At 66.5% G+C, this 23,839-nt stretch carries 6 protein-coding genes; 3 read left to right on the top strand and 3 right to left on the bottom strand.

Going from position 1 to position 23,839, the window contains the following annotated elements; all coding sequences use genetic code 11:
* Nucleotide 1: 1 nt before the first annotated feature.
* The 3 genes from drmB to ACFRAL_RS08640 are packed head-to-tail and all read right to left on the bottom strand — an operon-like array spanning nucleotide 2 to nucleotide 9,688.
* Nucleotides 2-1,789, bottom strand: coding sequence for a DrmB family protein (gene drmB / locus ACFRAL_RS08650; RefSeq protein ID WP_378881787.1), 1,788 nt, complete (start codon nucleotides 1,787-1,789; stop codon nucleotides 2-4).
* Complete coding sequence (locus ACFRAL_RS08645; protein WP_378881784.1) at nucleotides 1,782-5,030, bottom strand: helicase-related protein; 3,249 nt, start codon at nucleotides 5,028-5,030, stop codon at nucleotides 1,782-1,784. The genes drmB and ACFRAL_RS08645 overlap by 8 nt, the downstream gene beginning before the upstream one ends.
* Complete coding sequence (locus tag ACFRAL_RS08640; RefSeq protein WP_378881781.1) at nucleotides 5,027-9,688, bottom strand: DEAD/DEAH box helicase family protein; 4,662 nt, start codon at nucleotides 9,686-9,688, stop codon at nucleotides 5,027-5,029. Before ACFRAL_RS08640 ends, ACFRAL_RS08645 begins: the two co-directional genes overlap by 4 nt.
* 265 nt (nucleotides 9,689-9,953) lie before the next feature.
* Here ACFRAL_RS08640 and ACFRAL_RS08635 point away from each other — a divergent pair, with 265 nt between their 5' ends.
* The 3 genes from ACFRAL_RS08635 to ACFRAL_RS08625 are packed head-to-tail and all read left to right on the top strand — an operon-like array spanning nucleotide 9,954 to nucleotide 23,838.
* Nucleotides 9,954-12,815, top strand: coding sequence for a helicase-related protein (locus ACFRAL_RS08635; protein ID WP_378881778.1), 2,862 nt, complete (start codon nucleotides 9,954-9,956; stop codon nucleotides 12,813-12,815).
* A 2-nt stretch (nucleotides 12,816-12,817) separates the two neighbouring features.
* Nucleotides 12,818-17,494, top strand: a complete 4,677-nt coding sequence (locus tag ACFRAL_RS08630; RefSeq protein WP_378881776.1) for a DNA methyltransferase — start codon at nucleotides 12,818-12,820, stop codon at nucleotides 17,492-17,494.
* Nucleotides 17,491-23,838, top strand: coding sequence for a DEAD/DEAH box helicase (locus ACFRAL_RS08625; protein WP_378881773.1), 6,348 nt, complete (start codon nucleotides 17,491-17,493; stop codon nucleotides 23,836-23,838). The genes ACFRAL_RS08630 and ACFRAL_RS08625 overlap by 4 nt, the downstream gene beginning before the upstream one ends.
* Nucleotide 23,839 lies beyond the last annotated feature (1 nt).

Below are 23,839 nucleotides of genomic sequence, written 5' to 3'. Positions count from 1 at the left end.
TTCAGCTCCGCTGCCCAAGGACCGCCGCGAGCACGTCCTCGAAGTATCCGCGCACCGACTCGCTCCCGACGATCAACGCACGATCGAGCAGCAGATTTTGCGACTCACACGACGTCTCCGACGCCAGGCTGCACGCATGACACGCAGCCAGGTTCAGGCCGTCGATGCTCTGAGGCTCAGACTCGATGCACACCGGATCGTTCGGACACCACGCTGCCTGCTCGAGCGCGCGGACGATCGCCGGCCCGAGGTGTCGAGGCTCGCCCTGCCGGACGAGGCCGCCGAGAGTTCCCTCGACATCGGACGACGTCGTGTAGATGAAGACGCCGTAGTCGCCGTCCGACTCGCAGTAGATGCGTTCCCGGATGGATGCCGCGGTGTAACCGCTTCCGAATGCCAGCTCTCGCATCAACAGATGCGCGAAGGTGTGGAGGAGCACATACTCGGGCGAGACGATGTGGAGGCGGTTACCGAGGTTCGACGCGTTCTGATGCGTGAGTAGCGCGTCGCCGCGCCGCTGCACCTCCTCCTGTTTCGCCCACGCGGCAACAGCCTGCGGGTCGAAGCGGAGGAAGACGCCCTCCCCGTAGCCTTCGACCGCCGGCAACCACTTGCGTTCGTGCGGGGTGAACGGCACAGCAGGCTTCAACTCGGCATCCGGGGTGTACCGCCGGAATCCGAGCACCGCTCGGACGTCGCGAAGCCGATCTACCAGCACGATGTCCGAGATCAGCGCCGCGAGTCCGTCGCCCGCATCACCCCGCCCACGCGGAAGCCGCGTCGGACGCGTGTGGAAGCCTTCGACCGGCGCGGTGCCGGCGATCGCAGCGATGAACGCCTCGTACTCGTCTGCTTGAAGTCCGCTCCGCGTGGCGCGGACGTCGACGTCGCCGGGCGCCACCAGGGGCTGCGCAGCCGCGATCACGTCTGCCACCGGGATTCCTGTGTCGAGCGAGATCTGACCAGCGAGCATGTCGCGCTGAGCCGGATCGGTCGCGCCGCGGAGAGCGGTGAAGAAGACATGACTGCGCATGGCCTCGAGATCCTGTTCGGATCGGCTCTCCACAGCGGGGATGTCGATGGCACTCATCGTGTCGGAGAAGTGCAAGCTGGTGGCACCGCGCTGCTGGGGGTCGATCGGCTTGCCGCATGAACCCCAGTCGCGCTCCCACGGCTGCTTCCCCCGACAGGTGAATCCCTCGACCGAGAGCACATCCCGCCGAAGATCTCCGAGCGTGCGCCGGTGACCGCAGCGCTCACATCGAACCTGAAGGCTGCTGAGACCCTCTGCGCGCCCTTCCGCGGACTCGAACTTGAGCTTGTCGTCTGCTTTGCAGTCGCCATCCGCAGACCGGTGCATCCACTCGACCCATGGCACGTCCGCGATGTGGCTGTTCGAGGTGCATACGGCGACGAATCGCATCGGCACGAGCCGCCCATCACAGGCGACTTCCTGGCAGTGGGGAACAACCCCCGTCTCGAGCGCACGGGTCCACTTCACCATGCGACGGCATCCCTGGCAGAACAGCCAAGCGGGGAACCGCTCGAACTCGAGTCCCGGGGTCTTCTGGTCTTCCGGGGTGTGCGTTGTCGGCGCCGCCCAGAGTTCGTCCACCCCGAGCGCCTCCGCCAGGCGGTCCGACCGCACCGACCGGCGCAGCTTGCTCGGCGGCCACTTGTCACCGGTCGGAACCATGAACGATTGGCCGAGGATGTCCACGATCGCGCCCGGTCCATATGGCGACACCGTCTCCGACGCGCGGACCGTCTTCACCTGCGCTTCAGCCACGGCGCTCTCCATTCGCCCGCACTCGGACCACCTCATCCACGTTTCTCATCGAGTTCATGACTGGCCAACCCTTTCCCGGATCGGTGAACTGCCGCATCAGGCGCTCGTCCTGGTCGCGAGACGAGTAGACAAGCTTCTTCCCCTCTTGCTGCACACGGTTTCGCGCATCTACCCACTCGAGAACGGCGTCATCGATCTCACCGGCGACGACGGATGCCTCGTCCTTGTCGGCGAACGCCACATGTTCCTTCAACAGGCCGACGGCCTTCTTCACGGCCGCCGAGTCCGGATCGAACAGGGCGGCGTCACCGTTATCCGAGAGACCGACCCCGTGACGCACGAGGATCACGAGGGCCGCACGGATAGCGCGTTTGCGCGCCTGCAGGGACCATGGAGTCACGCTCGAAGGCTCGACGAATCGATAAAACGCGCGGTGGTAAGCGCCGAACGACTCGAAGACGGAACGGTCACGGGGCTTTCCGGATCGGAACATCGTCACGACCAGGCCAGGCGTCTTGCCGCGGCCGACGCGGGATGTGGCCTGGATGTACTCGGACGTGGTCTTGGTGTGCCCGTTCACGAGCATCACGCCGAGGCGACTGACGTCGATGCCCACCGACATGATGTTGGTGGTCGCGAGCGCATCGATGACCTGCGAGTCCTCAGGTCCCTTCTCCAGTCTCTGCAACAGAGCGATCAGCTCGGCCGAATCCACGTTGCCGTTCAGTTCGTGCACGCCGTCTGATCCGAGCTCGCGGGCAGACCCCTCGGCCTTCTCGCGGCGGATCAGGTTGGACGGCACGTCGTCACGGAGGATCGTGACCGTGCGCCCCAGCTCGCGCAGGCTGTTGTGATAGACCACAAGGGTCCAGTACGCGTCCTGTGCCGCGCCCGACAGATTCACCGCATGGGGCGCGTTGAGGATCTCTGCCGACAGCTGACCCACTGCCCACGAGGGCGTGTGCGCTTGCGGCATGATTCCGAGGTATCGGCGTCCCGCCGCTTCGGGGTCGGGTTCTGAGAAGTAGTTGTCGTCGGCGTCGACACCGGCGGGCGGGAACGACTCGACGTCCTTCGCCATGAGCCCGCGCACCTGTTCGATCGAGGCGCGCGTCGTCGCGGTGGACGCGACGATCTTTGGAGCCGTTCCATTCCAACGGAGCAGTCCGCCGACTGCGGCCTCGTAGATGCCGACGATCGTGCCGAGCGGACCCGAGAGCAGGTGCAACTCATCCTGGATGACAAGCGACGGCGGCGCCGAGACACTCTTGACCCCGAACAACTTCGACCCCTGAGGGATCCACGCGAGGCGCGCGAGCTTGTCCACCGTGGCGACGAGCATGGTCGGCGGGTTGTCGTACAGCCCCTCATCGACCACCTGCACCGGAAGCTCATCGCTGAACGGACACTCATCGTCAGGACAGAAGAACTCGAATCCGTGTGCCGACGCGCGCACACCGTATGCCCGGTCGTCCGATGTGGATCGGGGCGGCATGATCGACGCTCCGCACCACGGGCACTGGAGCAACTGAAAGGGGTTTTCCGGTCGAGCCTGCGAGCGGACCTGACGCATCTGCTTTTCGGCGGCCTTATAGGTCCCGGGTGTGGTCGAGTTTCCCAGCCACATCCCGATCGAGAACGCGGGAGCTTCATCGAGTCGTTCATCGTCGGAACGCATCAGCTCGAGCGCACAGATGAGTGTCGCGGCGCGCTGGAACTGTTGCGCGGTGAGCAGACGCATGGTGTAGCGGGTGAGGACAGCCAGCCCGCCACCCTTGAGCCCATCGACGATCCGTCTACGGATCATCTCGACAGCCGCCAGGCCGAGGTAAGCCTCCGTCTTGCCGCCGCCTGTCGGGAACCAGATGAGATCGACCAGTTCGCGGTCTTCGTGTTCGTCGTCGACCGTGGATGCCAGGGCACTGAGGATGAAGGCGAGCTGGAACGGCCGCCACTGTGGCTCGTCCTTCCCCCGATCGGCGTCCAACGCTGTGCCATAGCGCACGTCCTTCTCGACGAGGTCACGCTGCCGAAGCATCTGCCAGCGCATCGCCCGGTTGGCCATCCGGAAAGCGGTGCGCACCTGGAGGTCGCTTGCCAGGAGCGCGATGCCCTCCTCGATACGGTTTGCAGCGCGCTCCTGACGGGCGACGATGTCTGCCGCGACGCCCTGGAAGTGACCCGTCTCAGAATCCGCCACCGTCCGCTGACCGTCGATCCACAGGCGATAGTCGGTGACGACCTGCGTGAGCGCCGTAGCGAAATCCTCCCCGTCGACGCCGTCGTCGGACAGCCAGCGCATCGAGTAGACATCACCCGATCCGACTTTCGCGCGGATCGCCGCCACCTCCACCTCGGGAAGAACCGTCGTCTTGACGGCAGTCGGGGCTTCCACCGGCGACCACTCGACGGCGACGCCGTGGCCGATCGCGAACGGCGGCTTGGCGCGGTATCGGAACGCCAGCTCACGGTCTTCATCTGTCGCATAAACATCGCCTTGCGGATATGGCGAGAGCTCTGCGTCGTCCGCGCACTCCATGGACACCTGGAACAGGCAAAGGTCCGCGTGCTTCTTCGCCTCGCCCGTCGCGACTTCCTCGGCGTTCGACAGCGACACGGTGGTCAGCCGCTTTCCGCTGTGGATCCGCGACCGCCACGACAGCTTGGCGCGCCCGTCGAGTACGGTGACGGATCCCGACCCGGTCACCGTGATCATCTGACGCTCTGAGAGTGGGCGACGCTTCCACGCCTCGCGCTTCTGTTCCTTCTCATCGCGCTGCTGATCGGTGGCCGCGCCGTCCTCGCCCGACAGGTCGACCCTCACGTAAACGCCTGCGGCGATGTCCACGGCGATGACATCGCTCGAGTGCACAAACGACATACCCAGGGACTGCGGGGCCCAGCCGAATGCGCCGGTGATGTTGATCCCGGTGTCCTCTTCGTCGGCATCTCCGTTACCGGCATCGACATCGCCGTCCTCGGTGTCCAGCTCCGGCACGTCGAGTGGCGTCTCGTCCGTGTCCTCAACCTCGACGTCCTCCACGACCGGTGCAGGTGCGATCCCGCGCTCGACCGGATACAGCGTCCCCACAAGGTAGGCGTAGACGGGGCTCCTCTCGAGCACCTCGTCATCCCCACCGAGCGGCCCGAGCCAGCGCCTGCGAAGCTCGGCGGTGACGGCATCCCGCCCTTCGCGGGGATCCGAGATCGGCGCTGCCAGCACCTCGATGATGTCAGTCACTGCTTGCTCCAGAGGTAGTCGAATTCGTTGTAGGCCAGCTGTTCACCGAACTGCTCGAAGGTGTCCGCCACGTTGACGATCAGGCAACGGTCGGTGCCGCCGTTAGCCGGTCCACGCAAGCCACGGCCGACCATCTGTAGATAGCGGTTCGGGCTGAACGTGGGGCGGGCGATATACAGCGCCCGCACCTTGGGAGCGTCGAAACCCTGCGTGAGCAGATCGCAATTGACCAGCACCTGCGACTCACCCGACTTGAACCGCTCAACGACCCGTCGACGTTGGTGCTTACGCACACCACCGTCGACCGAGTCCGCGCGCACATTCTGCAGGCGAAGGAGCGCCGCGATCGTGTGCGCCGAAGCGACGGATGCTGCGAACACGAGAACCGGCCAGTCTGGGTTCCTCGTCAATAGGCGCTGAATGTGGTCGACCACGGTCTGCGTGCGTCCCATGTCCTGACCGATGAGGGTCAGCATGTTCTTGGTGACCTCCTTCATCCGGCGGAACTCCGCGTCCTGGTCGGCGATGGAGACGGATACGCCGGACAGGATGTCGTAATCGACTTCGGACAGCACTTCTCGCCGACGGAGCTCGCCGATCGGGTCGTCAGGATCCAGCGACTCGAGTCGGTTCGATCCGAATCTCTCGACGAAGCGCCGATTGAGTTCCTCGTTGCGACCACGGAAGGGGGTCGCGGTCAGACCGAGCAACGGGCGATCAGTCCGGCTCGCGGTGAGCCCGAGATATCGCAGGATCTCTGTGTAGGTCTTCGTTCCCGCGGTGTGGGCTTCATCGATGACGACCAGTCCCGGTCGTGTCAGCCAGCCGTACTGCGGCTCATTGAGTCGACTCGCGAGGGTGTCATCGATGGCGACGACGACCTGTAGCTCCTCGTTGGATTCGTCCAGCTCATACCCGGACCAGAACCGGCTGACGTCGAGCGGGCGCTCGTCGCCCATCCAACGCCACACTTCGGCGAACGACGTGATCGCTTGCTCGCACAATTCCTCGCTTTGCGCGATCCAGAGAACGGGAGCTTCGATCGCACCGTCCTTGAGGAGGCGAAGGATCGCCTCCACCGTGACGCGCGTCTTTCCAGCCCCCGTCGGGAGGTAGAGGAGGCCGCGCTGTTTGGCCGGGTCTTTCGCGGTCGCCAACTCGTTGATCTGATGCGCCAACGACTGCTGATAGTCGTGCAGCTCGTTGAGGAAGATCTGCCCTTGCACCTGTGTCACGGATGCTCGACGCGCCTCCCGATTTCCCGCGTACGAGGTGTCGAAGCCCAGCCGTTTGACCGCGCTCTGGGCATTCGGCGAGCCGTCCCACTGTTTCGGAACCGGCACCCCTACGCACGCGAGATCATCGCGGAGCGCGCGCACGGCATCCTGACCCTGCACCTGCAGGAAGAGCTCTGCGATCTCGCGATCATTCAACTCTCCCGTGCGGGACTCGACCGCCGGCAGCAGTCCCTTCGGTAAACGCTGTCGCAAGATGTCAGCGCCAACCAAGATCAGCAGCCGCTCTTCGTTGTTCCGCGCGACCTGCGCGCGCTCGATGAGCTCGCTGCGGCGCATCGCCTCGTCGTCGCGCAGGACGCCGCGCACGTCGTCGGTCGACAGTCCAAGGTCTAGAGCCCGCGATACCTGCTCAAGCACTCCTTGGTGGTCGAGGGATGCGTCCACCACGACGACGCCATCCTGCTTGGCCGCGAGGAGACGTCGCTTCGTCACGCCGTGAATGCTCTGCAGCACACGCGAGATCGACTCGGCCATGGCGATACGCTGCTTGCCGAGACGCGGGATGACCCGTCCTTGCAGACTCGGATAGAGATCGAGCACCGGTGTCGCGTCTCCGAGTCCGATCACCTCGAGCGACTGCTGGAGGGCGTCTCCTGGGAGCAGGAGGCCCCACCTCGCGACGAGATCCCCGAACTCGCCATGCGTGGGCACGTACGCCACGCCGGCTTCGTCAAGCGCGGCGATATCGGACGGCTTCTCCGTGGCGGCCGCCTCGCCCGGAGGGGTGAGGGTGACGGTGCCCTTCACGATGGCCGGGATGAGGTCTGGAGGGGCGATGGACGCCCGGCCTGCGCTGAGCTTGAGCAATTGGACGAACGGGTCGACGCCTGTTGCGTTGACGTCGTATCCGTCGCGACCGAGGAACTCGCGAAGCTGCGTGTCGGGAACGGACGTGAGGTCAGACGGCAGGCCGACGCTGGAGCTCAACTCGCCGTCGGCCGCGACCGGCAGGTACGCGCCGAACTGCGAGAGGCGTGAAGACACAGCATCGGTGATCGGACGTGCTCCACGGGTCGTGATGATTCGCCCGAGGTTTCGCACGGCCCACCACTCGAACGATGACGCGGGAATCTCGGCGACTTTGCCGCCGCCCAGCGGGGCCTTGAGGACGATGTCTCGGCTCGGCATGGCCCGGATCACGGCTCGCGTCCAGAAGATGCGCTCGGTGTCGGTGAGTTCCTCCTGCAGAAGCTCGAGGGGTCCGACACCATCCGTGTCGGGGACGACGACCCGAACTCCTTCATAGCCTGCCCGAGCGAGGTAGGCACGCGCCATCTTCTCGATCGCCGACACGTACTGCGGACGGAGGGCGTCGCGGGCAAGCGGGTAGCCGCGCACAGGTGCCTGGATCGCACCCGCCGCAGCGACGAGCGCCGTGCTGGGCACCTGCTGAGAATCGACGTGCCGGGCGAGGATCGCCGGCGCGAAGGTTGGGTCAGCGACGATCTCGCGGGCCGGTCGCCACGTCCCTGCTTTGGTCGGTAGGAGCACGTCGACACCGCGCGCTCGGATGCCATCGAGGGCGGTGATCGCGGCATGCTGCGTCGCCGCGCTCACGACGGTCCAGAACCGCTGCCACTCTTGCGGCGACCAGCGGTCAGACGCTTCGTGCGCGAGCGCGGCCGCTGTCTCGTCGGGCGACACTATGCGATACCCGAGCAGCCGAAGGTCATCTGCGATCGTGCCGAATGCCGCAAGCTCTCGGTCAACGGTCTTCACACCGTCCGGAGCCGCCGTCCCCTCTAGCGGCAGCAGCACCGATCCAGCCGATCCCACTCGAGCCCATCCTCCACCTTCGAGCGGGATGATCGGTGCCGAATTGACCGCTTCCTTCATCTCCGCGGACAGAGGCGAGATCGCGGCAGCGATGGAGATCGCCGCTTCGACATCCTCCGGCCGGCGTTTGTGGGCGAGTTCCTCCAACCAGCCTGCAACCGTGGCCTCGTGAGACGAGCGCTCATCATCGGAGCCACCGAGCAATGCTCGTAGGCGCGAGCGCCGAGTAGGTGACGTGAAGCACTGCCAGTGCGGCATGGTCGTCCGAGGCGCACGCTCCTGCCAGGCCCGCGCAGCGCTCGCGGGGATCGGCGTCTTCTGCAGATCGGGCACACGCTGGAAGTAGTCGGGCACTTTGAGCTCGCCCGTGGTGTCGGGGATCATCGGTCTAACCGTCGCCCGGCGAGGGATTTCATCTGAGAGGAACTTGTCGGCGTTGCTGCGGGCTTCGCGGCCACGTGCGGGGAACAGATCAAGGTGCGCCCCGGTGTCGGACGAGGACGAGGCCCGCGCGACGACGTCCAAGAAGAGGTCGGCAGCGACGCCTAGCATCGCGCGGTTCAGCATTGAGCCGGGGACAAGGGACGTCCGGTCATCGTTCACCTGCCATGGAGCGTTGAATACTCCGCTGGCCGTCGTCTCGTCCTTGAGCGGGAACCAAGCCCACAGGCGCCCGACGGTGGCACGCCCTTCCGGTCGGACTGCGTACGACACGGTCATTGACTCGCGCAGAGCGGTCGCGGGAAGCGTCGACGCGACGTCGATCGTCGGTCGGTACTCGCGCTCGGCGTACAGCCAGCGTTCGCCTTCCTGGCCCGGGGCGATCAGATGGACCTCGCCATCATCAGGGTGACCTTCGCGGGCGTAGTCGCGGGATTGAGGCGCGGAATCGGGCGACTCCTGCACCGTGATGCGCAGCCGCTCGAGCGGCTTGAAGAAGAGAAGAGCCTCGACGTCGAAGCTGAGGAGCTCTTTCCGCAACCGCTCGCCCTCGCGGGTGAGCGGAAGCTTGACGACGGTCGACGCCCACGAGAACAACTCGGCCAGGTTGGGATCCTCAGCCGCGGCCCGAACCGGATCGGTCAACGTCGGGATCCGCAACAGCGGAAGGCGACCACCCTCATTCGGGATGCCCGCGAAAAGCTCAGCGGTATCCGGCGCGTTGAACTCGAAGCTCACGGTCCGGCTGAAGATCTGCGGATGATCCGTGATTCCGAGGATGCTCTTGAAGCCGAGACCGAACCGCCCGATCTCGTCACCCCGTTTCGTGCTGAGGAAGGCGTAGGTGACAGCGCGCACCCCATCCCGGTCGAATCCCGCCCCTTCGTTGGCACAATAGAGCGATCCGTCGGCGATTCGGAGCTCCACCATGCCGGTGCCACCACCCGCGCCGAGCGCGTCCACAGCGTTCTGCAGCAGTTCGCTGATCTGGCGTGTGCCGTAACCACCGGTGCGGAAGCTGTCTTCCTGACGCACGTGCTCGATCAACAGATCGGGATCGTTCTCGTACGTCCGCAGCGCGGTCGCCTGTCGCTCTTCGATGTACTCCTGCAACGCAGGGTCCATAAGCTCCGGCCAGCTCATCTTGTCTTTCCCCTCGAATGTGTGGCGCAAGCCACGCCGAGCTGCTGTGCTCAGCCGAGCGACGTTACGGAAGACCACCGACATCCATTCGGAATGCCCATTCCATGCGAGAGCATACGAGGAGATGAGAACCCCTTCATCTATTCGGCGACGCCGTTGCGACGGGATTGAGCCGATGCTGAGCAAGCGGCTTCCAAGTCGGTGGCTACGATGACGAAGTGGGGATCGCGCGCCATTCTGTCGCGCCCGGGAGAGGAGTCGCGACGTGACGACGACGAGCACCGTTTCTGAGCCGCGCGTGCCCCTCAACGTCGCCCCTGGCTCATTGGTCCGTGTGCGGGATGCCGATTGGCTCGTCACCAACGCTTCGCCGACCCAGGACGGCCTGCTGGTCGAGGTCACCGGCCTTTCCGAGCTCGTCCGCGACACCCGCGCTGCGTTCTACGAGCACCTCGACGAAATCGTTCCCTACGATCCCCGCGCGACGAAGGTCCGCGCCGACGACTCGCCGAAGTACCGACGGAGTCGACTCTGGCTCGAGTCGACCCTCCGTCGCACCGCGATCCCGCTCGGCGAGGGGCGACTCTCGGTCTCGACGCAGATGCTCACCGATGCGCTCGGCTACCAGCGCTCGGCAGTCCGGAAGGCTCTGAGCGCCGACAACCTCCGGCCACGTATCCTCCTCGCCGACACCGTCGGCCTCGGCAAAACGATCGAGATCGGGATGATCCTGTCCGAGCTCGTCCGTCGCGGTCGCGGCGAGCGCATCCTCATCGTCACGCCGAAGCACGTGCTCGAGCAGATGCAGTTCGAAATGTGGACGCGGTTCGCTCTTCCGTTCGTCCGGCTCGACTCGGTCGGCATCCAGCGCGTGCGCCAGAAGCTGCCGGCGACCCGCAATCCGTTCAGCCTCTACAAGCGTGTCATCATCTCGATGGACACGCTCAAGCAGGACCGCTACCTCAACCACCTTCGTAAGCATCAGTGGGATGCCGTCGTCATCGACGAGTCGCACAACCTCACCGGCTCAGGCACCCAGAACAACGCGCTCGCTCGTGTGCTCGCTCCGAACACCGAAGCGTTGATCCTCGCGTCGGCGACTCCCCACAACGGCAGCAAGGAGTCGTTCGCCGAGCTCGTCCGCCTGCTCGAGCCGACGGCGGTCGGCCCGGACGGCGACATCGATCGCACGGCGCTCGACCGGCTCGTCGTGCGTCGTCACCGCCACTCCTCCGAGGTCGCACGCGAAGTGGGTGACGACTGGGTCGAACGGAAGGAGCTGCAGCATCTCCTCGTCGACGCGTCACCGGAAGAGGATGCCGTCGCCCAGGAGCTCGCGGACGTCTGGCTCTATCCGACTACGGGCACGAGCCCCTACTCGGGCGAGAACAAGGGCCTCTTCCCGTGGACGCTCGCGAAGGCCTACCTGTCCAGCCCGCCCGCGCTCGTGGAGTCGGTGCGCAACCGCATCCGCACCCTCGGCGACGAGCGTACCGACGCGCAGCAGCGCGAGCGCGACGCCCTCGACCGGCTCCTCACCCTCGCTCGGGCGAGCGCCGATGCCCGCTCCGCAAAGCTCGGCGAACTCGTCAGGTACCTGAAGAGCATCGGCACCTCCAAGACCTCAGACATGCGAGCGGTCGTCTTCTCCGAGCGCGTACCGACGCTCCTCTGGCTGCAACGCGAACTCCAGGCGCACCTCGCCCTCAATCCCGAGCAGGTCGCCGTCCTCCACGGCGGTCTCTCCGATGTCGAGCAGCAGGAGGTCGTCGAGTCGTTCAAGCTGTCGTCGAGCCCGATCCGCATCCTCGTGACGGGCGACATTGCTTCAGAGGGAGTCAACCTCCACGCCCAGTGCCACGAGCTCATACACTTCGACATCCCGTGGAGCCTCATCCGCATCGAGCAGCGCAACGGTCGCATCGATCGCTACGGGCAACGGCACGCTCCGCAGATCACGACGCTTCTGCTCCGTCCGAGTCACGAGAAGTTCGCGGGCGACGTGCGGGTGCTCACGGCGCTCGTCAAGCGCGAGAACGAGGCACACGGGGCACTCGGCGACGCAGGGGCACTCATGGGCACGTACAGTGTGGCCGCCGAAGAGAAGGCGGTCGAAGACGCGCTGGTGAAGGGCAAGTCGCTCGAAGACGTCATCCCCACACCTGACGCGGTTGCCGCTGACGACACCGATCCGTGGCTGAGCTTCATCCTCGACGAGGCGGACCATCACGTCGACACCACCACTGAGGTCACGCTGCCGGAGCGCATCTCGACGGGGCTCTTTCCGTCGGATGCCGCCTACCTGGCCGCCGCGCTCGAGGAGGTCTTCGAGACCCCCGCTGCATCGCAGGCCGCAGGCGGCGTCGACTGGCGCGAGCACACCGGATACGGACTGGTCGAACTCAGTCCCACCGACGATCTCCGCCAGCGTCTCTCGGTGCTCCCGCAGTCGTACCTCGCGGAACGCCGGGTCGTCGACGACATGAAGCTCGCGATCACGCCGACGCTGGCGCAGGCCTCACTCAAGGAAGCGCGCGACGACCGTTCGAACCAGAAGGGTCTGTGGCCCGAAGCGCACTACCTCGGCCCGCTGCATCCCGTGCTCGATTGGGCGGGTGATCGCACCCTCGCCCGGCTCGGCCGCGACGAGGTGTTCGTCGTCCGCGGCGATGTGTTCGCGCCGACCGTCCTCGTCCTGGGGTCGCTCACGAACGAGCGCGGCCAGGTCATCGCCACGAACCTGGTCGCGGTCTCGGGAACCTCGGTCCAGCCATTCGCCGATGCCTCCGAGGCGTTCGACGAGCTCGGTGTCACGCACGACCGCAGCAACCCCTCCCCGGTCGCCGACGTCGACGAGCTGCAGAAACTGATCCCCGCAGCCGTTGACGCGGCTGACGAGCATCTGCTCCTGACGTCAGAGGCCGCGGCGGAGGACGTCCGTCGCCGGGTGAGCGAGTGGTCCGATCGTGTGCAGGAGTGGGTGGATGCTTCGGGCGACCTGGTTCAGCGCGCCGAGGTCCGCGAGCGCACCCGCCGCGTCCGCGAAGAGGCAGAGATCGCACGGTCGATGCTGCCCGCGCGCCGCCTCGCCCGACCCTTGCTAGTGATCGTCCCTGAGGAGAACTGAGAATGGCGTCGGATGCCTTCGTCGTCGGCGAAGACTGGATCAGCGAGCACTACTTCAACACCGAGTCGACGAAGCAGTCGTTCCAATCGCGGGTTGCAGCGCTCCGCAAGGCGTGGGACGAGCGAGCGAAGGACGGTGAGCAGACGCCGTCTACACGCCTCGCTGCCGTACGACGCGACCTGCTCGGCGCACTCGCGAGCGAGACGACGGATGCCGCGACCTACGACTCCGCGGTGCTCACGCCACTCGTCGCCGCGCTCGGCTACGGAGACGCCCGATGGCATCGCAGGGTAGCCGGCCCGGTGACGATCGTCATGCCCGCGGACACCCCGGAGTCCCCCGCGGGTGCGGTCGTGCACGCACAACGGGTGGATGACCTCTCCGATCTGCTCGCCAAGGACGCGGCGACGCTCGTCGAACCGTTCATCACTGAGGACGCCGACTCGGTCACGTCGGTCGCTCGCTGCCTCTCGTATCTCTTCAGCGGCGACGACTCCCCGGCATTCGCCGTCGTGCTGTCGGGCACATGGGCGCTCCTCACCGAGCGCGACCGATGGGCGGAAGGGCGCTACCTGGCCGTTGACCTTCAGCTTGTCCTCGACCGCAACGACACCAAGAAGGCCGGAGAGTTCGACCGCGCCCTCGCGGTGCTCAGCAGCGAGACCGTGCTGCCCCACGTCGACGGCACCACGTGGTGGGCCGAGACGCTCGACGACTCGGTGAAGCACACGGTCGGCGTCTCGAAGGACCTACGCGAAGGCGTGCGGGAGTCCATCGAGATCATCGCCAATGAGGTCGTCCGCCGCCGCAAGGCCGCGGGGCTCGACCCGCTGCCCGACAGCGACGCAAACGTACTCGCGCGCCAGTCGCTTCGCTACCTCTACCGAATCCTCTTCCTCCTGTATGCCGAGGCGTCGCCCGAGATGAAGGTGCTGCCGGTCGGCGCCCCTGAGTACGCGCTCGGCTACGGCCTCGATCGCCTGCGCGAACTCGTCCTCGTCGAACTGGGCGAAGAGTCGCGCCACCGCACGCACCTGCACTCGTCGCTCGCGACCCTCTTCCGACTCGTGGATGCCGGACATGACGCCGGCGTTCAGCACGATGCCGACGAGACCCTGCGCGAAGGACTCACGTTCAACCCACTCAACGCGGATCTGTTCGCGAAGCGGGCCACGTCACTGATCGACGAGGTCGGCCTCGGCGACGGCGCACTCCAGCGGGTTCTGCAGCTGCTGCTCCTCACCCGCGAGAACCAGGTGAAGAAGGGCCGCGACCGCGGGTTCATCTCGTACGCCGACCTCGGCATTAACCAGCTCGGCGCGGTGTACGAGGGACTGATGTCGTACACGGGCTTCTTCGCGAAGGAGCCTCTCCTTGAAGTCGCGCCGGGCGGTGACGGGTCGAAGGGCTCGTGGGTGGTCCCCGTCTCACGCGCCGACGGCATCGCGACGAAGGACTTCGTCCTCGGCCCGCCCGACGATCTCGGACGGCGCGAGCCGCGCCGCTACAGCGACGGGGAGTTCGTGTTCCGCCTCTCCGGCCGTGAGCGGCAGACGTCCGCGTCCTACTACTCCCCGGAAGTTCTGACGAAGTTCGTCGTGTCGCAGGCGCTCGAAGAGCTTCTCGATCAGGACGGACACCGCACGACAGCCGAAGAGATCCTCAGCCTGTCGGTGTGTGAGCCGGCGCTGGGGTCGGGCGCGTTCGCGATCGAGGCCGTTCGCCAGCTTGCCGAGCAGTACCTCGACCGTCGCGAAGAAGAGACGGGCGAACGCGTCGACCCCGACGAGCGGCCGCGCGAACTGCAGCAGGCCAAAGCCGCGATCGCGCTGCACCAGGTCTACGGCGTCGACCTCAATGCGACCGCGGTCGAGCTCGCGGAGATCTCGCTGTGGCTCGACACGATGGTGGACGGTCTCAAGGCGCCGTGGTTCGGCTTGCGACTGCGCCGCGGCAACTCACTCATCGGGGCGCGCCGCGCGGTGTACACGCAGAAGCAGGTCACCGACAAGGCCTGGCTCAATGACACCCCGACCGACGTGCCGGTCTCGACGCTCGTGGACGACATGAACGAGGGACGTGTGGGGAGTGCGACCTCAGGCAAGATCCATCACTTCCTCGTCCCGAGTTCGGGGTGGGGCTCCGCGGTAGAACTCAAGGAGGCCAAGGAGGTGGCGGAACTGGCGCGGAATGAGTACAACGAGCTTCGGCAATGGCGGAGTACGATCCGTCGCAGGCCCACAAGTTCTCAGCTCAAGCGCCTGACCGGCCTTGCCTATCGAGTCGAAACACTCTGGCAGTTCACCCTCCGGCGGCTTGAGATCGCCGAGACACAGGTCAGTCGCGACATCACGCTCTGGCACGATCCGCGCACAGCGACAGACGACGTAGGCGCGGTCGTCTCCCGTGCCGACATCGAGGCGTTCCTTCAGAACCCGGACGGCGCATACCAGCGATTGCGTCGGGTGATGGACGCCTGGTGTGCACTGTGGTTCTGGCCGCTCACCGACACTGTCACGCGCGGCGTCAAACCGCCGACGCTAGACGAATGGATCGAGGGTCTGGAGGCGACCCTGGGCCGCCACAGCGAGGCGACGCCCCGCCGAGGCGGGGCCGGCGCGCAGACGCTCGGCTTCCCGACGACATGGGGGAACCTCGCGGATGCCGAGGACATTGATCTCGGCTACGCCGGTGCCGTATCGAGTGACCAACTCGAAGCCCACTGTCCCTGGCTGCGGGTGGCGCGCGAGGTGAGCGCGGCGAACGGTTTCTTCCACTGGGAGCTCGACTTTGCAGGGGTCCTTTCCCGGGGAGGTTTCGACCTGCAGGTCGGGAACCCTCCTTGGGTGCGTCCCCGGGTGGATGTTCAGTCGCTCCTCGCAGAAGGGGACCCTTGGTGGCAACTCACTTCCAAGCCCGCGCAGGTCGACGTCAGACGGAAACAAGTCGAGACACTTCGAGTCGACGGTGTCAAGGAACTCGTAATACAGACGACCGGTGACATCGCGGCGACCATGGAGTTTCTTGGGTCAGACCTCAACTATCCATTGCTAATAGGACTGCAGCCCGACTTGTACCGCTGCTTCATGGAACAGACATGGAGGCACCTCTCACCTCGCGGAGCGGTCGCGCTCATCCACCCTGAGACGCATTTCACCGACGAGAAGGCTGGTTTGCTCCGCGAAGCCACATACTCGCGCCTTCGGCGACATTGGCAGTTCGTCAACGAGTTGTCACTCTTCGAGATCCACCACCTGGTGAGCTACGGCATCCACGTGTACGGATCACCCCGAACGCCTGACTTTCTCATGGCGACCAACCTCTATCACCCCGAGACGGTCGTCGGTTCGCTGCGTCATGATGGCTCGGGCCAAGAGCCCGGGCTGAAGACCGAGGAAGGCACCTGGGATCTCCGACCCCACCGGAGCCGCATCACACACGTTGATCTCGATCGGCTCGCCTCGTGGCACGCGCTTCTCGAAGACGAGGCGACACCAGCGACGCGCACCCGGATGGTCTACGCCGTCAATCAAGCGACGGCCGATGTGCTCGCCAAACTCAGCCACGCACCACGACTCGGGGAACTCGGACTCGAGTTTTCTCGCGGCTGGGATGAGAGCCGCGACCGCAAGAACGGCACCTTCGAGGTGGCCTGGGGGCCAGTTGAATCGTGGGAGTACGCCATTCTGCAGGGGCCGCATATCTTCACGGGGAACACGTTCTACAAGTCACCCAACCCGACCATGCTTCACAACCAGGACTGGTCGCCGATCGATCTGGAGACCCTTTCGCCCGACGCCATGCCGGTGACCTCTTACAAGCCCGCCAAATCAAAGGCCGAGTACGACGCCGCCTACGCTCACTGGGGCGAGGACCGTGTCCCCGCCCGCTCGCGGTATCGACTCGTGTGGAGAGGAATGGCCGCGAACACGGGCGAACGAACACTGATCAGCTCGGTAATTCCCCCAGGCGCCACTCACATCCACGGTGTATCCGCCGCCGGATCCCGGATCAACGACGTCGATGTTCTCGACGCGGCAACGATCACCTCATCGCTAATCTCGGACGCGGCTGTGCGGGTCGCGCCCAAGAGCGGCATCCCGATTGGCGCCATACGGCGGCTTCCGCGTACGATCCATCCGCACCTGATTACGGAGGCGCGGGTGCGTTCCTCGCGTCTCCTCGCCCTCACGTCGGCCTACTCGGCTCTGGTCGGGCTCGCCTTCCATCCGGACATGGCGAATGCCCGGTGGGTCGGGGGCATCGACTATCAGGGTCGACCCGCACTGGGACTCCCCAATGGCCAGTGGTCCACGCACACTCCGCTTCGTCGCGCCTCAGATCGGCGACAGGCCCAGGTCGAGATCGATGCGATCGTCGCCCTTTCGCTCGGCATCACGGCGGACGAGCTGTGCACGATCTACCGCACTCAGTTCCCCGTGCTCTACGGCTACGACCGCAACGTCTACTTCTACGACGCGAACGGTCGTCTCGTCCCGAACGAGGTCCTCAAGGTCTGGCGTCAGAAGGGCGACGCGATCACCCAAGACGAGCGCACCGCGACGAACGCGTCCGGCAACACGTACGAGTACGAGCTCCCCTTCGTCACGCTCGACCGGGAGGCCGACATGCGGCAGGCGTACGCTCATTTCGAGCGGATCCTGCAGGAGCGCTCGTGAGCGAACTGCTGCCCTCGCGCCAGGCGGCGCAGATCCGATCCAGTCTCGTCGACTACCTCACGACGACGTTCGCGCTCTCCGACGAAGAAGCGCGGAGCGCGCTCCGCGCCTTCCTCGACGACCCCGACAACGGGATCTTCCGAGGCCCCTACGTCCGCGCCCGGGTGCCATTCCGCGCGGCCGACGACGGGTGGCGTGACGCGCTCGGCTGGTACGAGGGACACACGCCGTACGGCCACCAGGCCGAGGCGTTCCGGCGCCTGAGCTCGGCGAACCTCGGCGAGCAGCCCGACGGATCGATCAAGGCCGCCCCGTTGCCGACCCTCGTCGTGACCGGTACCGGGTCGGGCAAGACGGAGGCGTTCCTCTACCCGATCCTCGATCACGTCATCCGCGCGAAGGCCGCGGGCGACACCGGGCTCAAGGCCCTCATCCTCTACCCGATGAATGCCCTCGCGAACGACCAGTCGCGTCGCCTGGCCGAGCTGATCCGCGGGCACGACGCGCTCAAGGGCGTCCGCGCCGCGATCTATACGGGTGAGACGGCGGGGCGGAGCCGCACGCGGGTCACCGCCGAGGGTCTGATCAACGACCGGAACACGATCCGGTCGGAGCCGCCCGACATCCTGCTCACCAACTACAAGATGCTGGATCAGCTGCTGCTGCGCAGCGCCGACCAGCAGCTGCTCGCGGCCGCGGCGACGAGCTTGCAGTACCTCGTACTCGACGAGTTCCACACCTATGACGGCGCCCAGGGCACCGACGTCGCCATGCTCCTCCGCCGTCTTGGGCTGACCCTGCGGCGGCTGCGGCCGGCCGGATCGCCGGAACCAACCGGGACAGGGCCGCTCGGCGACGTGACCCCGGTCGCGACGAGCGCGACACTCGGTGACGACGGCGACCCGGGCCGGATGCTCGAGTTCGCCGAGACCGTGTTCGGGATCCCGTTCCCCGCCGACAGCGTCGTGCGCGAGACCCGGCAGTCGATGCGCCAGTGGGTCATCGGCGCTCGCGAAGGCGGATCCCCGCTGGGTGGCCGTCCGCGCGCGCTCGACAACTCACTGGTGGCACAGGTCGTCGCGCTCCACACCGAGGGTGAAGAGATCGCATCGCGGGCCCTTGCCGAACGAGTGTTGATCACCCTCTTCGAGGACGGTGCGGCGGTCGACTGGTCGAACACCTCCGACGAGGATCTTCTGGCGTCGGTGGCATCCCATCCACTCGTCCAGGCGATCGCGCAGCGCGCAGAAACTGCGATCGACGTGGATGCCCTCGCCGATGAGCTGCTCCCCGCCGGACTCGGCATCACCGAGTCCTTCGAGGAACGCAGCGCTGCGCGACGCATCTTCATCACGCGTGTGCTCGCAGCGCTGAGCCATGTGCGCGCCCGAGTCGGTCGAAGCGCGCTGTCGATAGACCTGCACCTGTGGATCCGCGAACTGACACGCATCGACCGCGCGGCGACACCTGCGGCGCGGTTCCACTGGGCCGACGACGGCCCCGTCGCACCGGGACTCGACGATCGCATCGAGACCACCTGGTTTCCTGCGATCTACTGCAGGCACTGCGGGCGCAGCGGCTGGGGTGTCCAGCTCGCACCGGTCGGCAACGAGCTCTCAGCGACCGACGACGACATCCGCCGCGACCACGCGGCGCGCGACACCAAGAGCCGGTTCCGTGCGCTCCTCCATGCTCCGGTCGAGGCCGACGCCTTCCTCGCTGGCGAACCAGTACCAGGCCTCGCCTGGTTCGACCACGAGCGTCGGGCACTTCTGACGGCGCCGCCTCCGGACGGTGAAGAGAGCACCGCGCTGGCGGTGCTCGCGCTGACCACCGGCGAAGTCGATGACGACTCGCGCGATGACATGTGTCCGGCGTGCGGTCGGCGTGACGGCATCCGATTCCTCGGCAGCGCGATGGCGACCATGCTCTCGGTCGTCGTGACGACATTGTTCGGTGACGCCGACCTCGACCGGGCTGAGAAGAAGGCGCTGGTCTTCACCGACAGCGTGCAGGACGCCGCGCATCGCGCCGGCTTCGTGCAGAGTCGCGCGCACGTCTTCGCGCTGCGCAACGCCATTCGTCACGCGGTGGCCGACGATTCGGCACCGCTCGACGAGATCGCCAACCTGTTGGTGCAGGATGCCGGAGACGAACCCGACGCGCGGTACCGCCTGTTGCCGCCCGACCTGGTCGAGCGCGACGAGTTCGTCGAGTTCTGGAAGGCGCCGACGCTGCGCAGCGTGCCGGCGGCCGTGCTCACGCGCGTCAAACGGCGGTTGCAGTTCGACCTCGCGATGGAGTTCGGCCTGCAGTCGCGCGTCGGTCGCACGCTCGAGCTCACGGGCAGCCTCGCGGCATCGGTCTCGGCGACCGAGGCCTCGATTCGCGCCGCGGGTCGCAAGGTGCTCGACGAGACTCCCGCCGACGGTGTGATCGACGGCCTCGATCCCGCATCGATCTCTGACGAGGGCGTGGTGCGCTGGGTGCGAGGAGTTCTCGAGCGGATGCGCGATCGCGGAGCGATCGGGCACGAGTGGTTCACCCGCTACATCGAGGAAGACGGCAAACGCTGGCCGATTTGGGGCGGGCGCCCACGCGGAGTCGGGATGCCGGCGTTCCCGCCCGGCCGCGACGCGCCGGGCTACCCGCGCGTCGGCCCGCACGCCCCGACCGGCGACGACGCGAGGCGCACGAATCTCGACGTCGTGTCATCCGCTCAGAGCTGGTACGCGATCTGGGCGAGGAAGGTGCTCGGCTCGACGGCGACCGACGGCGTGCGACTCACGTCCGCACTTCTCGTCGAGCTCGAACGGATGGGCGTCCTGCGCTCACATCCGGTATCGGGCGGCGCGGCGACGGCGTACATGTTGCCGCCATCGGCGATCGTGGTGCAGCCCGTCGGGTCCAACGGACGCGGAGCGGGACCGGTTCGCCTCGAGTGCGACGTGTGCCGCAACCCGGTGACCGGCACCACGGACGCGGTGCTCCAGCTCAACGAGGCTCCGTGCGTGTCGGCTCGATGCCCGGGTCGCCTCACGCTTCTCCACATCGAGGACGACAATTACTACCGCACGCTCTACGACAAGGGTTCGATACGACGCGTCGTCGCCCGCGAACACACGAGCCTGCTCGACACGAAGGTGCGACTCGACTACGAGAACGGGTTCAAATCGTCGTCCGACGACCCGTCGGCTCCGAACGTGCTCGTCGCCACGCCGACGCTCGAGATGGGCATCGACATCGGCGACCTGTCTACTGTGATGCTCGCAGGACTGCCCCGCAGTGTCGCTTCCTACCTGCAGCGCGTCGGTCGTGCCGGGCGTCTGACCGGGAACGCCCTGTCGGTCGCCACGGTCACCGGCCGGGGGGATCAGTTGCCGCGCATGGGAGATCCGCTGTCGGTGATCAACGGTGCCGTCCGGCCACCCGCGACATTCGTGGACGCCCAGGAGATTCTGCGGCGCCAGTACTTCGCATCGATTCTCGATCGCCGGTCCGCGGAAGCCCAGACGGTGCAGAAGGCGCAGGACGTGCTCAAGACGAGTGAGGCAGGCTCATTCCTCGGCGAAGCCGTCGCCTTCGCCGACGAGAACGCCGGCGAGCTTGTCGAGTCGTTCCTCGGAACCTTCCCGAGCCTCGGTTCGGCGGCCGCCGACCGACTGCGCAAGTGGGTCACTCCGTCGGGAGAGCCTGGGACCTCGGCGCTCGCCGCATCCGTTCGCGATGCCGTGCTCCGCTGGAACGTCGAGCTGCAGACCATCACGCGCCGACGTACCGAGATCGGCGACGCCCTCCCCGACCTCGAGAAGGCCGCGGAACTGGGGGTCGAGAGCGACGCGAAGGATGCATTCCGCGCCGCGCAGGCGGCGGATCGGATGCTGCGCGCCCAACAGATCGCCCTCACGGACGGGTACTGGATCAGTGCTCTGGAGCGCTTCGGACTGCTGCCGAACTACACACTGCTCGACGACTCGGTGCGCCTCGATGCCGCGGTGTCCTGGATCGACCCCGACACCTCGGAGTGGCACGACGACACGTACGCATACGAGCGCGGTGCGGCCGTGGCCATCCACGAGCTGGCCCCCGGTTCGTACTTCTATGCGCAGGGCCTGGAGATCCCGGTCGACGCTGTCGATCTCGGGCCCGGTGGTGAGGCGGTCGAGGACTGGACGTTCTGCCCGGAGTGTGGATTCGCCCGCCGCACCTCCGAAGGCCCCCTCACCGAGTGTCCCCGCTGCCGTTCGAAAGGCATCGGAGACGCCGCGCAGCGCATGCCGGTCGCCGAGCTCAAGACCGTCTCAGCAGTCGCCCGGCGCGATGAGGCCGTGATCGGCGACCGAAGCGACGACCGCCGCCGCACCGCATTCACCGTGAAGGTCGGCGCCGACCTCGACCCTGCCGGCATCGTGCGGCGCTGGTACGACAAGGGCACGAGCTTCGGCGTCACCTACGCGCGCGACCTCACGATCCGGTGGATCAACGTCGGCAAACGCTCGGGATCCGGCCTCAGCCGCCTCCTCGCCGGATCCGAAGTCACCGGCCCTCTGTTCCGCGTCTGCGACACGTGCGGGCAACTCGATTCGCAGGCGGGTGGCAACAACCGTCGCGACCACCGGCCATGGTGTCCGCGTCGCGATCAGACCGTTGAGAAGACGGTCACGCTCGCCCTCACACGCACCCTTGTGACACAGGGAATCTTCCTCCGTCTGCCTCCCGCGCTCACGCTCGGCGACGGGGTCGTCGTTCCCAGTCTCTCTGCGGCCGTTCTCCTCGGTCTTCGAGAGTCGATGGGCGGCGACCCCGACCACCTGCGGATCGTCCCGGTGACGGAACCGCTCGGAGGTGATGAGGGCGGCACAGCCCAGGCGCTGTTGATCCACGACACCGTGCCGGGGGGCACCGGCTACCTGGCTGAGCTCGCTGATCCGGCACGGCTCCACGGCATCTTGGCTAGGGCATGGTCGGTCCTGAAGGACTGCCCCTGCCAAGGCGAGCAGCGCACCGCATGCCACCGCTGCCTGCTGCCGTTCGCGCCCGGCAACGCGAACCTCTCACGCGTGTCCGCCGAGCAGGCGCTCGCCAAGCTGCTGGATGTGTCGTCGTCAGGCGTGCCCTCGGCTGAATTCGACGTCACCGACGACGACCCCGGAGTACCGCTCAGCGAGTCCGTGATCGAGCAGCTCTTCCGCAAGACCTTCATCGAACGCGCGCAGGCGCTCGGCGGACGAGTCAAAGAAATCCCCGGCGACTGGGGAAACAAGGTGCAGGTCTCGTTCCCGGGAGATTCTCGGATCTGGATGCTGCGCCCCCAGGTGTCCCTCGGCCCTACGCAGCCCGACTTCGTGCTCGAGCAATTCGGCGGCGGCGCCGAGCCGATCGCGATCTACACCGACGGCAAGGCGTTCCACGCGGTGGTCGGGCGCAACCGGCTCGCAGACGATGCCAAGAAGCGGGATGCCGCACGCGGGCTCGGACACCGCGTGATCGCGGTGACGTGGGCCGACCTGACGGGCGACAAGATCGATGCGTCGTGGTTCGTTCCCGCCTGGGCCGAGAAGGTCGCCGCGCAGGCGCAACTGCCGCTCACGCAGCTGGCGAAGCTCACGGTCGATCCGATCACGCTGCTCATGGAGTGGATGCAGAAGCCCGTCGACGAGGCCAAACGTCGGGACACACTGGGCAAGGTGCTTCCGATGATCCTGCGGCAGAGTGCGATGACGACGCCGTTCGGAGCGGAGTCGGCCATCGAGCGTGCTGCGCGGGTGTTCACGGAAGGGCTGCCGAGCGCCGGCGTGCAGGCGCCGGATTGGATCGTTGCCGACGGCCCCCTGGTGTCGACGACGCGACTGAAGCAGGGCGGCGTGACGGAATTCGCGCTCGTCCTCGACGACCGCGACGAGGCCCTCGCCACCGCCGGATTCGATCGGGCATGGCGCCTATGGTTGCACCTGTCGAACATCGTGGGCTGGCGCTCCGACATGTCGGGCGTCGACATCACCACCCTGTCGAGGATCGCCGCGAGCGCCACCGCAGAAGCTGCAGTCTCAGCACCGACCGTCGAGCTCCCCGTCGAGTGGGCAGCGCTCGCGGAGTACGCCACCGCCGCCGAGCGAGTCGTGATCGAGCGCCTGGCTGCGGCATCCGTCCCGCTCCCCGAGATGGGCGTCGAGGTCGGCGGCGGCATCCCGATCTCGTTCGCGTGGGCAGTTCCGCGCGTCGCCGTCGCCCTCGATCTGCAGGACGGCGAACCCGAATCGCTGGAGGCCGACGGCTGGAAGCTCATCGACCCGCAATCCGACGACCTCGCCGCACAGGTCGCGGCACTGACCGGAGGAGACTGAC

Origin of the sequence: Microbacterium sp. NPDC056736, assembly GCF_042790415.1 — a bacterium.
GTDB lineage: Bacteria > Actinomycetota > Actinomycetes > Actinomycetales > Microbacteriaceae > Microbacterium.
This window is presented reverse-complemented; position numbering and strand designations above follow the sequence as displayed.

What these genes read in the sequence shown, in the direction of transcription:
- ACFRAL_RS08630 (WP_378881776.1), top strand. Translation starts at nt 12,818, where the DNA reads ATGGCGTCGGATGCCTTCGTCGTCGGCGAAGACTGGATCAGCGAGCAC.
- ACFRAL_RS08640 (WP_378881781.1), bottom strand. Translation starts at nt 9,688, where the DNA reads ATGAGCTGGCCGGAGCTTATGGACCCTGCGTTGCAGGAGTACATCGAA.